The sequence below is a fragment of the Saccharopolyspora sp. NPDC000995 genome (genome assembly GCF_053599315.1).
The window spans coordinates 18,527-31,199 of sequence record NZ_JBSFLZ010000089.1 but is presented as its reverse complement, the minus strand read 5'-3'; the positions used below and the strand labels follow the sequence as shown (position 1 = coordinate 31,199).

Below are 12,673 nucleotides of genomic sequence, written 5' to 3'. Positions count from 1 at the left end.
TCGTCGGACACCATCAGCACACGGCCCGCGACCGGACGCAACCCGGTCCCATGCTCATGGCAAACCGGTGGTCCCTTCAGGCTGGCAGGCGACACCCACGGTAGGGGCCACCGCAAGCCGTTCTCGCTGGTTTACTTCGCTGCGGGCAGTTTCTTCGAACTGCCCGCCGGGGTTTCACGGTGCTGGATCAAGCGTTGGCTGCGTTACCCGAGCACGCCCGGCCGCGTCCGGGTGATCCCGGCTCGGTGCGGGTGGTGGCTCGCTCGGATTCGGCCGGCGCCACCCACGCGTTCGCGAAGGCGTGCCGGGGCCGGGGCGTGTGGTTCTCCTTCGGGTTCCCCGTGGATGCCCGCATCCAGGCCGTCGTCGACCAGGTTCCCGACCATGGCTGGGAATCGGCCATTGACGGCGCTGGCCGATGATCCGCGCCGCGTTTGCCCAACCCGAACCCTATGCCCCTACGACCCGAAAGACACTGGAGCGGTTGACAGAAGCAAGTCGGCGGACCAACCATGCCCGCCTAACGAATCCTCGAAAACAAGATCAACGGCATTCTTGCGACAACATCAACTAACATACCGCGCGAAAGACCGGCGTTTATGCGGCGTTGCTCGGAAGCTTCGAAGTGCACCAACGGGCACGCAACTGCGACAGTCCGCTGTCGAGGTCGCCAACACCAACACCCCAGGTCCGCGACCTCATCGAGGCTCTACGCACCGACATCACGAGTGAGAAGCCCGTGCCGGCACGCACGCGACCGCCGTCGCCGAACCTCATGGACGCGTCAGGCCCCGCTGGATCTGGTCAGATCGCTCCAGCTCGCATCGCATACGCCACCGCGTGCGGCCGGTTGCGCAAGTTGAGCCGGCTGGTCACCCCGTAGATGACGTTCTTGACCGTTCGTTCCGAGTAGCACAGCTTCTGCGCGATCTCCGCGGTGTCCATACCGTCGGCCATCAGCCGCAGCACGTCAACTTCCCGGTTGGTCAGCCCGGAAGCATTCAAACCACGAGGCGTCAGCACTTCACGCTGCAAGTGGTCGACCTGCTTGAGTAACTCACCAAGCAGGTCCGGGGCCATCGTCCCGGCGCCCTTGGCCGCAGCGATCACGCTGTTGGACAGCCTCGTTCCGGTCGCTGCGGTTCGAGGCAGCACGGCCACCACGCGGGATTCGACCGCGCTGAGCACATCGGCCGGGTTGAACTCGTTGGTCACCAGCACTCTGGGCGCCGACATCTGTTGTGCTGACAGTCTCAGCTCGGCCAAGACCTTGGCGTTGACGCGGTCCGCGGAGAATACGATCACGTCGGCTTCAGCCGGGTTCGGCGCCACGAACAACTCCTCCCGTGACTTCAGGCAACTCGCCAGGCCGGCAACGGTGATCGGGTCTTCGGCCAGAACAGCCACTCGAACTCGGTCCATCAGGATCTCCCACACGCTCCGCGACGATGTGGTCTCAGTGTGGGAAGGCCCTCTTCACGAATTCTCTACGCCACCTTCACGCTTCTTTGGCCTGATCAGGTCGGTTGTGTGGACAGGCGGCACCGGCCCCATTCCTCCAGGAGGAGATCGATCCACACGTCGTGGAGATGGGCGGCCTCTTCATTGCCCGCAGCGCGGCATCGCAGGACGTATTCGCGAGCCTCCGACATCTCGGTCTCCAGTTGCCGCAGCGAGGATACCGCGTCCTCAGGCAGATCGACCTTCTTCAACGTTCCCTCCTCCGTTCAAACCTCGTAGACCAACCATGCCTGAAACTCGGTGCGTTTATCTGTACCAACAAGCGGGACTGACCGTTTGGCTCAGTTACTTTGCCTCGTCGACCCCATCCGTTCACCCAGCGCAGGTTTGCTGCGATACGCGTCACGGAAGCAGCTAGGCGCGCAACGTTTCCGGCCAGGTCCGCTATGGCGATCGGGCGTGATCGCGGCAATGCACGAAGCAGCCCCAGCCTGAGCAGAACCTGGGCGCGAACCGGGCACCGTGCCATGCCGCCAGTCAGCTGGCTGCGGCCCTCCCGTCGTCGGCCAACGCTGGCACAAGGCTCACCTCCGACGGGCTCCGGCGAAGGCAGGTCGCCAGACGTCATCTCTGTCCAGGTCCCTGATCACCGGCGGCGTGGCGGGCCAGAGGCCTCAGTCCATGCTTGCGCGATCAAGCAGTGGGATGGTTGCTTCGGGGCATTCGCTTGCCTAGCAAGCCGAAGGTTGGCGGAACCGGATGAACGTCGGCGCCTACGTGCAACGCACCGCCTGGCTCATCGACCGTGTCGGTCAACCGCGGGAAAAGTGTGGGTGACGTGATCAAGATCGAGGGGCTGCGGCGATGTCCAGCCTGGGGAACACCGGTACGGGACGCGATCACGGGAGGTTCGGGGGGCTCGTGGCCGCGTTCTCGTATCCGGTCCGGAGTGACACGGGTAGCCGGATCCCGGTCTTTGTTCTCCTCACGGGAGGCCTTATACTTGCGATGTAAATGTTGGCGGTGCGGAAGCGTGCACTAGCGGTTTGAGGGGCAGAAGCGGTGAAAACGGGAACAATCGTTAAGTACGACGGGACCAGGGGATTCGGGTTCATCGAACCGGATGCTGGCGGCGAGGACGTGTTCCTGCACGCGTCCATCCTGGACGAACAACTGAAGCAGGTCCTCCAAGGTGGCATGCGGGTGCAGTTCGAGGCAACGCCCAGCAACCAGGGCACGAAGGCCGTGGCTGTGCGGTTGCTCGGTGCGGTTTCGCAAACACCGGTGTCGCAGGTCTTGAACGTGAAACAGGAACGTGACGACGAGGAGTTGTGCGAAGTTCTGTCAGCAGCCGAGTTCTCCCAGAAGATCACGGATGTGCTGATCGAGGCTGCGCCCAGCATGACGGGCGGGCAGATCCTCCAAGTGCGCAGGCAGCTCGTTGCGTTCGCGCAGCGCAACGGTTGGGTGGAAGCCTGACGGCGCACTGAATTGGAACCGTATGCCCGGTCGGGACGCAAAGTGTCCAGGCCGGGCATACGGCGCTGAGCACCGCACTATCACGGCTCAACGGCGTTGGGCCCAGACCGGCCGATCTCCTGTCTCCCATCGAGCCTTTTTCATCCTGGCCGACCCCGACGCCTGGAGCCCTGCGGTCCGGGGCTGCCGCAAGCGGCACAGCCGTCTTAGCCGACCTTCGCAACCGGCAACGCCGGGGGTTCTCAGCGGTCTTCTCGCGAGGACGGCCCGGACGCCGCGGATTGGATGGATTCCACGGCCGAGAAGGCCGCTGTGGTTCCGCTGCCCGCATCGAGACGCAAGAAGAGGTTGGAAAAACCTCATTGGGAGTGCATTTGTCAAGAGGTAGTCGGGCACTCATTGCGCGAATGGGCAAGTCAGCAGTGATTTAGGGTACTGAATTTCCTCGCGCGTTTGTTTGGATTCACGGCTGGTCTTTGAATAGTTCGGTAATCGTGTTCGGGTCGACATCGTGCCATCGCGCTCAAATGAGCGCAATTCTGAATGGTGCCGGCCGACGACGGGGAGGAAGGTGCGTTGCCGATGCGGGCTGCGATCGTCAGCCGGAGGGGGACGGTCAGCGTGGGTGAGATACCTGATCCGGAACCAGGCTTGGGGCAGGTGGTCGTCCGGGTCCGTGCGTGCGGGGTCTGCGAGGTCGATTTGCTCATCGCCGACGGCGGGTTCGCCTCCGCCTCGTACCCCGTTGTGCCGGGGCACGAGTTCAGCGGCGAGATCGTCGAGTTGGGGCCGGCTGTGCCGAGACACTGGCGGGTCGGAGACCGGGTGGCAGTCGATCCGGCCTTGCCCTGCGGGCATTGCGCGGCGTGCCGTGGCAATAACGCGACGGAGTGCGGGCAGCGCGGTGCCGTTGGCGAGTCCGTGAACGGTGCGTTCGCGGAATACGTTGCCGTGCCCGCTGCAAACTGCTACCGGCTGCCTGCCTTGATGACCTGGGAGCAGGGTGCCATGGCCGAACCGGCCTCGCGTGCACTCATGGGTGTACGCCGGTTCGGCGTGGTCGCCGGGCAGCGTTCGTTGGTGGTCGGCGCGAACGCGACGGGGCTGCTGGTGCTGCAGGCGCAGCGGCTCAGCGGTATTGACGTGTCCATCGTCGACCCCGACCCAGGACTGCTGGCTCTCGCGATGGACCTGGGCGCGAATCCGATTGCCACGGACATCACCGAGGTCAGCGGCGAGAAGTTCGATGCAGTGATCGACTGCACCGGCGATCCGGAGGCGATGGAAGGGGCGTTCGATGCGGTGCGGCCCGATGGTCGCCTGCTCATGTTCGGGACGCCTCACGCGAGCGCGCGGATCCAGCTCTCGCGCGTTCCGTTCTACGAGCACGAAGCCGGGGTCAACCACTCGATGGCTGTGCTCAACAATTTCGGTCTTGCGATGGGTCTGATCGAATCAGGCTCGATTCAAACTGATCCGCTGCTGACCCACGCCGTGCCGCTGGATGAATTCGACGAAGCACTGATGTTGATCAGCAGCGGCATCGGGTTAAAGCTCCAGGTGTTGCCGGACTTCGAGGCGCTCACCTCGCAGCAGCTCACCGAGTCCGGTGGGCCAGAATTTTAGGCACGACGCGCTGTCACGGCGTCCGCAAGCGGAGGTTCGGCACACATCTGCTCACGCTACGTGGTAGCGGCAGGTCGGCAAGTCGACGGTGGTGGCTGCAGAAGGTTCGCCTGCGCTGACGGCTGCCGGCGGCGTCGAGTTCTCGCGATGGACGGCGCAGCAAGGCACAACTGTGCGGGCTCCTGGTGTACGACGGCGCACGCTACCCGACGGGCGTACTTCCGATCCAGCTCACATCTGACGGGACCGCGGCGCGGATCGGTTCCAGCCGGACAGCGACCGGACCTGCCTGGTCCCATGGCGTGTGCAAGGTTGATCTGACGGTTGCGGCGGGTTGCCGGCCCTGGCGGTGCGGACCGTCGGCGTATCGCACTCCGCCACGCCGATGCCTGTGGACAACGTCCGCGATTTCAATTGGCAATCGTGGGCGGGTACGGATGTGCCAGAGCCCGCGGCCTGGAAGGTCCTTGTTGTGGACGGAAACCTGCGAACCATCCGGATATGGTGCTGGCGCCGCCCGAACGGCAAAGCAGCCGGTATCGAAACGGGTTACCACCTGGCCAACCTGCCGCCCGCCCCTCTACCCAGAACTACCTAAACCGGGTAGGTCAACCTTGCGCACGCCCTGTGTCTGGTCCGGCCGCTAGCACCTGACGGCACCGACGTCGTGCGCGCATTGCAGGCTCCTGCGCTACCACGTGACTTACGACGAACGCGTATGCGTCACTCTCCTTTTGATCGCCCCGCACGCTCCCCGGGCCGAGAGGTCGGCGCGAGCGCAAGTCGTCTGTGCGCGCGGTCACGACGTGTCGATGTCGTTTCCGCTCTGAGGAAACGCGGTGAAAGACCGCGAGTGAACTTTTGCCGATTGGCTTCGGTCGGTTCGGTGAAGTTGGACCTGAACGGCCCTGATGGTCTGGCATCTTCGATTGCGTGGCCCACCGATCGGAGGAGGTAAGACCGTGTCCAATGTTGTCAGTGTGGACGTGAAGCACCTGCAGCGCATGAGCCAGGAGTTCCGGACCACGGCCGACGAATTGAGGGCGCGGATTCTGAAGTTCCGAAATGAGGCGGAGAACGTGCGCGGAGCGTACGGCGCGACGCCGGACGCCGCGGAATCCGAGCGGGAGTACCGGGAAACCACCGCGCAGACGTTGGAAGCGCTCATGAAGATGCACCGCGAAGTCGTGGAGATTGCGGATGCCTTGCAGGACGAGGCCAGGCACTTCTCCGATGTTGACAATATGGCCGCAGAGACGGCCGCGACTCCGATGAAGGACGCGTATTAATGGCGCAGGACGCGCTGTCTGAGGTCGGTCTCCGAAACCCCGGAGGTGACGCGCAGGCTCTACACCGCAGTGCCCAGGGCTGGGCCGACCTGTCGGCTTACCTGTACGAGCACAGCTCTCGTGTAGCCGAGATCACTGTCTCCGGCCGGGAGAAGTGGAGCGGTGAAGCGGCGGACGCTTTCGCCGACCGCATGCGGGGGGTGGTGCATCGCGCTGAACGAATCGCGCAGACCGCAGAGGTGGTAGCCGCGCAGCAGGAGCAGCACGCGAAGAAGCACACCATGGTCACGCAAATCATCGTTGAGTTGGCTGTTATGATCGCCGCGACGTTGGCGTTCTACGCCGCAGCAGCCATGTTTCCGGCACTGCTGGCGTGGGCACAAGCCTGGCTTGCGTATCTGGTCAGCACAGGCGTCCGCGTGTTGCAAATGCTTGCACAGGCATTGCGGGTATTGGTGGGCTTCCTGGTGCGTACCCGCGCGTGGATTGCCGATGTCTCGCAGCTGACCTGGAAGACCGAACGGCTCAGCGTCGGCTACGGTCGGATGTTGGTCGAGGGCGTCCGCGACATGGGGATCGACTTGGCGGCGAACCTGACGGCGTCGGGTCTCCTAGGCAAGAAGATCGACCCGGCGCAGGTGTTCATCAGCGCTGGAATCAGCGGTGTGGGCGGTGCGTTCGTCGGCTTTTTGGAAAAGAGCGGAATCTCGAAGGTGCTCGACGATGCGGGCAACATCAGACGCGGCGCCGACGGCTTGGCGGAGTTCGTCCCCTTCGACAGCCAGGCCAAGAAGCTTGTCAATAGCATCGGCCCGACACCGAATCCGAAGCCGCTCAAAGCACCGGCTTCTGAGCCGGAACGCTTGCTCGACAACGTCAAGACCGCGTACGACAACGCGGAGAATCTCGGCGTTAAGAATACACCCGAGGCAGGCAGGCGCCTCGGCGACGAGTTCACCCTGGCACGCAACAACCACAGCAGCGCGCTCGAAGAGCACACCACGGCGATCAACGAACTCTCTCGAGCCGCCACTGAGGTGTCGAGACGAGAACGCGCCGTGGGGGCGCACAATGAGGCGGTCAAGCAGGCCATCAACCGGGTCGACCGCGCCGGCACGACGCTCGACCTGTACCGAGCCTCCGGCAACGCGGAGTGGATTCAGGACGGCGTTGAGCAACTGGACGATGGCCGCCGCGCGCTCGCCGAGGCGTCCGGTGGTCTACGGGATGCCCAGAACGCACTGGGCAGAGCCCGGCAGGACCTCCTCAAAAGGCAGCGGAACGCGCGGCTCACCAGAGACAATGTTGCGCTCAGCGAAGCCGCTCACGATCTCGCGAGAGACCGGGTCGACGCCTGGAACCAGCTCGACGCGGCCCGCATCGCCGCCAGCGAGCAGACCACCTTCCGCCAGCGGCTGGCGTTCGTGCGGAAGAACAATGCGTGGAGTGACTCATTCGGCACGCGCAATAGCTGGCAAGAAATCCTCTTCTACGATGTCCCGAAGGATGCCATCAACGGCATGACCAGCGGCGCGATAAAGTCCGGTATTGAGGTGGCCAGGAGCAACGGCCAGCCCGGCGACATGTGGAAGAGCGTGCTGCTGCAGGCAGCGACCGGCGCGGCGCGCGGCGGGGTCAATTCAGCGGCCAGCAACACCGCGTTCCCGAGGTCGGGTATCGGAGAAACGCTGTGGAAGACCGGGAGTAAAACCGCAGACATCCACGTGCGCTCGAACATCGAGACCAATACCTATGGAAAGGCATAAGCGGCGGCTGATCATGGGAAGGTTGTATCGCGGATGCCCCGTCGCCCCGGACTGGCGGGGCATCGCGATGGCAGGCGGGCAGCGCGAGAAGAATGTCAGTCGGGGTGTGCGGAGTGCGGTGGTCCGCATCATCTTGTGCCGACCCCGCCTGCGAGCGCAGGCGGGCTCGCCTGGAGTGAGCATCGCAGAGCGGTACCCCGCTTCGTCGGCATGATCCACCGGCACCGCTTGGCTCGGCGGATTTCACCGAGCCGAGGTGTTCTCGATGGTCCCGAGGCGCCTATCCTGCGGTGCGCGGTGGAGCAGACGGTAGTCCTTGCGCCGGACCCTTCGGGTGGCCAGCCAGAACTGCCACGTGAAGCCTGGCCAGATGGCTCGGTTGACGCCTGCCGCATCGTGGTAGAAGTTCGTGCAGCCACCCCGGGCCCAGACACCCTTGACCAGCTTCTGCTGGATCGTTGTCTGGAACTCTTCCTGCACGTCGCGCCGAACATCCAGTGCCGCAGCGCCGCTTCTGTCGACCAACCTGATCGCGTTCACCACGTACCTGGCTTGCGCTTCGAGCATCACGGTCACGGATGTATGGGTGACAGCGGTGTTGGGCCCGAGCAGGAAAAACATGTTCGGAAATCCAGCAACGGTGGTGCCAAGATGAGCACGCATGCCACCAGTTGCCCATTCCTCGGCTAAGAACCGCTTGTCGGTGCCGATGATGTGGAGGTAGTCCAACGCGTCCGTGATGCGGAAGCCGGTCGCGTAGATGATCGCGTCGATATCGCGCTCGACGCCGGACGCGTCCACCACCGAGTCGGCCCGAACGTCGGCCACGCTGTCGGTGACGAGCTCGACGTTGTCCCTCGCCAGGGCCGGGTAGTAGTCGTTGGAGAACAATACCCGCTTGCAGCCCATGGTGTACTTGGGAGTCAGTTTCTCCCGCAGAGCAGAGTCTTTGATGTGCCGGGCGATGTGTTGCTTGGCGATCGACTCGGGCCCATCCCACAGCTCCAAGCGCCCGTTGAACGCAAGCGCGCGCATCTCCCGGCGCCAGTAGATCGTGTTGCGGTAGACGCGCTGGGCACCGGGAATGTGTTTGAACAACGCCCGCAGCCAGCCGGGAACGTCTCGGTTGCGTTTGGGCAGCACCCAGTGGGGAGTGCGTTGGAAGACGTACAACTTGGCTGCCGCGGCCGCGATCGGTGGCACGAGCTGAATCCCGGATGCCCCGGTGCCGATGACAGCGACGCGCTTCCCGGCGAAGTCGAAGTCGTGGTTCCACTGCGAGGAATGCCAGACTTGGCCTTTGAAGGTTTCCAGCCCAGGAAGCTCGGGCAGCCGTGGGATGTGCAGTCCGCCGACTGCGGAGATCAGGAACTGGCAGAAGAGTTCTTCACCTGTCGTGGTGCCCAGCCGCCACCTGCATTGGTCCGGTTCCCAGGTCGCACCGGTCAAACCGACTCCGAATCGGATCTTGGATCTCAGCCGGTGCTTGTCCGCGATGTTCCTCAGGTAGGTGAAAATCTCGGTCCGGGTGGCGAAATCACGTAGCCAGTCGGGTTTCTGCTCGTAGGACAGCGAATACAGGTGCGCTTCCACGTCGCACTCGCATCCGGGGTAGGAGTTGTCACGCCACGTGCCGCCCACGTCATCGGCCTTTTCCAGGACGAGGTAGTTCCGGATGCCGGCCTTCTCCAGTTGGATGGCCTGTCCGAGTCCTCCGAATCCGGTGCCGACGATCACGGCCTTGAGGTATTGGTTCATGCGCTCCTCGCAGGGCCAACCCGCTCACGCCGTCGCGGTTGCCTGCCCCGGTGGAATCTTTAACGTTCCGGGCGCGCTCTCGTCAAGAGACCGCCCGGCGGCGCGAACCAAAGGGCAAAGAGACCATACCTAATGAGGCATCTCCAGAAGTGGGAACTACCGTTTCACGGCCGCATCGCGTAGTGGGTTTCCGTACGCATCACGCACTCGCGCCACGTGGGGTTTCGAAGGTGGCACGCCTGCGCTGTCGGCGGTCGGTCGCCCGTCCGCGGGATGGCCGGCCTAGCGGGTGGCGGGGTGGGGCAGAGCTCCAACCTGCCGAAGTGTCCAGATTCTCGTCGTTAGCTTCTTGGGTCGCAAAATAGCCGAAAAGCCGATGAGATTACGGTCGCCAGATGGTGTAGGCAGGAAACGCTGTCTGATCAGGCAGCGTCGGGGATGGTGATCTTCCGTCCGCCGCGCCGAGGTTCCTAGCATTTCGGTGTCGAGGTCGGATTGTGCCAGTTGTGGCGCAAGACCGTCCGCGCGGTGCGTCCAGGGCGGTGCCAGCACGAGCAGCTGGGCGCGGATCAAGTGAGCTCGCGGCCCGGCCGTAGACAGGGAGATTCGCCATGCATTTGGAAGTTGAGCCGGATCTGAACCCGGCCTCGAGCCTGGGTGCAGGCACGATTCTGTCGGCGTTCATCGATCTCCACGAGCGTGACATGAACCGCGAGCTCTTCGTGTTCGTCGACGACTACGGCCGCGATGTCGAGTCGATGACGGTTCGTCGGTTGGCTCACGACGCGCAGCGGGTCATGTCGCTGCTGGAAGCAGAGGGCGTCCGGCGTGGCGACCGGGCGTTGCTGGTGTACCTGCCATCGCTGCATTTCATCAGCGCGTTCCTCGGCTGCCTGGCGTGCGGAGTGATTCCAGTTCCGGTCGCACCGCCAAACCCGCTGAAGCTCGTGCAGGAAACCGGGGCCTTGGCGGCTATCGCCACCAGCTCCGGTGCGCGTGTCGTGCTCACCCACGATGCCTACCAGGGGGCGATCGATGCGGCGTTGAGAGCACGCCCACTGCCGCCCGAAGCGCCCAAATTGCCCGGGATTCCGTGGCTGGCCACCGATTCACGCCGCGGCGGCGAGGTGGATGTGGTCGAGCCGCGGCACTGGTACAATCCGGAAGATCCGGACGAGCCGGTCTTCCTGCAGTACACGTCCGGATCGACCGGATTTCCCAAAGGCGTGATCGTCAGCCATCGCAACATCAGCCACGAGTTGCAGTTCCTGGCCGCGGATTTGGCACTGGGCGATGACACGGTCGCCGTCACCTGGGTTCCGCACTTCCACGATCTCGGGCTGATCAGCTTCCTGCTGAACACCATCGCGGGGCACTCCGGGCGGACCTACGTGATGTCTCCCCTCAGCTTCCTGCAGCGGCCCTCGGTGTGGTTCGACGTCATGTCCCGGGTGCGCGCCACGCACACGTCGGCGCCGAATTTCGCCTACGACCTGATGGTCCGGAAGACTACTCCGGAGCAGCGCGCAGATTGGGACCTCAGCTCTGTACGAGTTCTCGGTTCCTCTGGAGAAATGGTGCTACCGGAAACCATGGAGCGGTTCTGGAACGCTTTCATGCTGACCGGACTGAAACCTGCGGTGTTCCACCCCGGTTACGGCATGGCCGAGCACACATTGAGCTTGAGCATGGGCAGCGGTGGTCCGCTGTGGGTGGATAAGCGCGAGTTGGAGAAGGGCCGGGTGGAGCCGGTTGAAGCCGACTCCACCCTGGGTGCCGCCGGTTTCTACGGCAGCGGTTGGGTCACCAAGGAAGGTGCCAACGTTCGCATCGTCGATCCAGGCACCGGCAAACCGTGCGATCCCGGTCAGGTCGGGGAAATCTGGGTCGACTCGCCCACCAAGGCCCTCGGGTACTGGGGCCTGGCGGATGAGACCCGCGAGACATTCCGTGCTCGCGTCGCCGACGACGATCCCCGCGAGTATCTGAGGACAGGTGATCTCGGGTTCTTCCGCAATGCAGAGTTGTTCGTCTCCGGTCGGCTCAAGGAACTGATCGTTATCCGGGGCGATAACTACTATCCGCAGGACATCGAGGAGACTGTTCGCGGGTGCCATCCGCTGATCCGCCCGGGCGGGGTTGCCGCGTTCTCGGTTCCCTCGTCAAGATCAGGCCAGGGCGAGCGCTTGATCGTCTTCGTGGAAATGGTGGATGGCGCGCCTGTTGCCGACAATCACGAGGAAACCACCCGGACGGTTCGCCGCGCGATCAGGGAAGCCCACGGGATCGCATGCGACGAGGTGGTCGTGGGTGCGCCGGGACTGGTGCTCAAGACGACCAGCGGCAAGGTGCGCCGCGCCGCGTGCCGCACGCAGTACCTTCAGCGTTTAGAGTTCCTAACAAAATGATCACTTGTAGTGCTTAAAGCTCCTTGATCGACGATCATCGGTGTGTGAGGAAAGGTGAACAGCCGCCATGGATCGTGTCTGACGAGCTGTGGGAGCGAATCGAGCCACTGTTGCCGCGCTGGGAGAACGCGCTGCCCAAGTTGGGTCGCAAGCGACTGCCGGACCGACTGGTCTTGCAGGGAATTCTGTTCGTGCTGCACACCGGCATCCAGTGGGAGTTCCTGCCCCAGGAGCTGGGGTTCGGGTCCGGGATGACCTGTTGGCGACGTCTGGCGGAGTGGAACGAGGCCGGGGCGTGGAAGCGGCTGCACGAGGAGCTTCTGGCCGAGCCGAAGGCGGCCGGGAAGCTGGACTTTTCGCGGGCGGTGATCGACAGCTCGAATGAGCGGGCGGCGCGGCGCGGCCCGAAAGCGGCCCGAGCTTGGTCGACCGCGCCCGGACGGGCTCCAAACACCATGTGATCACCGAGGGCGGCGGCATCCCAACGGCATTCACCCTGACCGGCGGTAACGTCAATGACGTCACCCAATTCCTCCCGCTGGTCGAGGCGATCCCGCCGGTGCGGGGCAGGCGCGGGCGCCCGCGCTGCCGGCCCGACGAGCTTTATGGCGACCGCGCCTACGACTCCGACAAATACCGGGACGAGTTGCGCGCAAAGGGAATCGGACCGAAGATCGCCGAGCGCGGAACGGACCACGGCTCCGGCCTCGGTGCGATCAGGTGGGGCGTCGAACGCACGATTGCGTGGTACCACGGCATGCGACGTCTGCGGATCCGCTGGCAGCGCCGCGACGACATCCACGAGGCGCTCCTCCGCCTGGCCACCTGCATCATCTGCTACCGGCACATCAAAATCCTTTGTTAGGAACTCTTAGAGGAGCACGCC

Annotated in this window: 10 protein-coding genes; 7 read left to right on the top strand and 3 right to left on the bottom strand. The window is 64.0% G+C overall.

What is annotated here, in order from left to right:
- The first annotated feature begins 194 nt into the window (after window positions 1–194).
- Window positions 195–422: a hypothetical protein gene (locus ACWDKQ_RS24945; RefSeq protein WP_450141178.1), complete on the top strand. Its 228-nt coding sequence runs from the start codon at window positions 195–197 to the stop codon at window positions 420–422.
- A gap of 382 nt (window positions 423–804) precedes the next feature.
- On the opposite strand, the gene ACWDKQ_RS24940 is transcribed toward ACWDKQ_RS24945, so the two are convergent.
- The gene (locus tag ACWDKQ_RS24940; RefSeq protein ID WP_450141177.1) at window positions 805–1,422 is read right to left on the bottom strand and encodes a response regulator transcription factor; all 618 of its coding nucleotides are present in this window, start codon (window positions 1,420–1,422) and stop codon (window positions 805–807) included.
- Between the two features lie 95 nt (window positions 1,423–1,517).
- Window positions 1,518–1,712, bottom strand: coding sequence for a hypothetical protein (locus ACWDKQ_RS24935; RefSeq protein ID WP_450141176.1), 195 nt, complete (start codon window positions 1,710–1,712; stop codon window positions 1,518–1,520).
- Between the two features lie 811 nt (window positions 1,713–2,523).
- Here ACWDKQ_RS24935 and ACWDKQ_RS24930 point away from each other — a divergent pair.
- From ACWDKQ_RS24930 to ACWDKQ_RS24915, 4 genes are all read left to right on the top strand, one after another.
- Window positions 2,524–2,940, top strand: coding sequence for a cold-shock protein (locus tag ACWDKQ_RS24930; RefSeq protein WP_450141175.1), 417 nt, complete (start codon window positions 2,524–2,526; stop codon window positions 2,938–2,940).
- Between the two features lie 582 nt (window positions 2,941–3,522).
- Window positions 3,523–4,566: an alcohol dehydrogenase catalytic domain-containing protein gene (locus ACWDKQ_RS24925; protein ID WP_450141174.1), complete on the top strand. Its 1,044-nt coding sequence runs from the start codon at window positions 3,523–3,525 to the stop codon at window positions 4,564–4,566.
- 962 nt (window positions 4,567–5,528) lie between these two features.
- Window positions 5,529–5,855, top strand: a complete 327-nt coding sequence (locus ACWDKQ_RS24920; protein ID WP_450141173.1) for a hypothetical protein — start codon at window positions 5,529–5,531, stop codon at window positions 5,853–5,855.
- Window positions 5,855–7,621, top strand: coding sequence for a hypothetical protein (locus tag ACWDKQ_RS24915; protein WP_450141172.1), 1,767 nt, complete (start codon window positions 5,855–5,857; stop codon window positions 7,619–7,621). The genes ACWDKQ_RS24920 and ACWDKQ_RS24915 overlap by 1 nt, the downstream gene beginning before the upstream one ends.
- Window positions 7,622–7,864: 243 nt before the next feature.
- Here ACWDKQ_RS24915 and ACWDKQ_RS24910 read toward each other — a convergent pair whose 3' ends face one another.
- The gene (locus ACWDKQ_RS24910; RefSeq protein WP_450141171.1) at window positions 7,865–9,379 is read right to left on the bottom strand and encodes a flavin-containing monooxygenase; all 1,515 of its coding nucleotides are present in this window, start codon (window positions 9,377–9,379) and stop codon (window positions 7,865–7,867) included.
- A gap of 611 nt (window positions 9,380–9,990) precedes the next feature.
- On the opposite strand from ACWDKQ_RS24910, the gene ACWDKQ_RS24905 reads away from it, so the two are divergent.
- Window positions 9,991–11,787 (top strand): fatty acyl-AMP ligase, encoded by a 1,797-nt coding sequence (locus ACWDKQ_RS24905; protein ID WP_450141170.1) that lies wholly within the window; start codon window positions 9,991–9,993, stop codon window positions 11,785–11,787.
- A gap of 71 nt (window positions 11,788–11,858) precedes the next feature.
- Window positions 11,859–12,652 (top strand): IS5 family transposase gene (locus tag ACWDKQ_RS24900; RefSeq protein ID WP_450141179.1). Its coding sequence is split into 2 segments (ribosomal slippage): window positions 11,859–12,198 and window positions 12,198–12,652, totalling 795 coding nucleotides; the frame shifts between segments, so codons are not numbered across the junction.
- Window positions 12,653–12,673 lie beyond the last annotated feature (21 nt).

What these genes read in the sequence shown, in the direction of transcription:
- ACWDKQ_RS24915 (WP_450141172.1), top strand. Translation starts at nt 5,855, where the DNA reads ATGGCGCAGGACGCGCTGTCTGAGGTCGGTCTCCGAAACCCCGGAGGT.
- ACWDKQ_RS24940 (WP_450141177.1), bottom strand. Translation starts at nt 1,422, where the DNA reads ATGGACCGAGTTCGAGTGGCTGTTCTGGCCGAAGACCCGATCACCGTT.
- ACWDKQ_RS24910 (WP_450141171.1), bottom strand. Translation starts at nt 9,379, where the DNA reads ATGAACCAATACCTCAAGGCCGTGATCGTCGGCACCGGATTCGGAGGA.
- ACWDKQ_RS24905 (WP_450141170.1), top strand. Translation starts at nt 9,991, where the DNA reads ATGCATTTGGAAGTTGAGCCGGATCTGAACCCGGCCTCGAGCCTGGGT.
- ACWDKQ_RS24925 (WP_450141174.1), top strand. Translation starts at nt 3,523, where the DNA reads ATGCGGGCTGCGATCGTCAGCCGGAGGGGGACGGTCAGCGTGGGTGAG.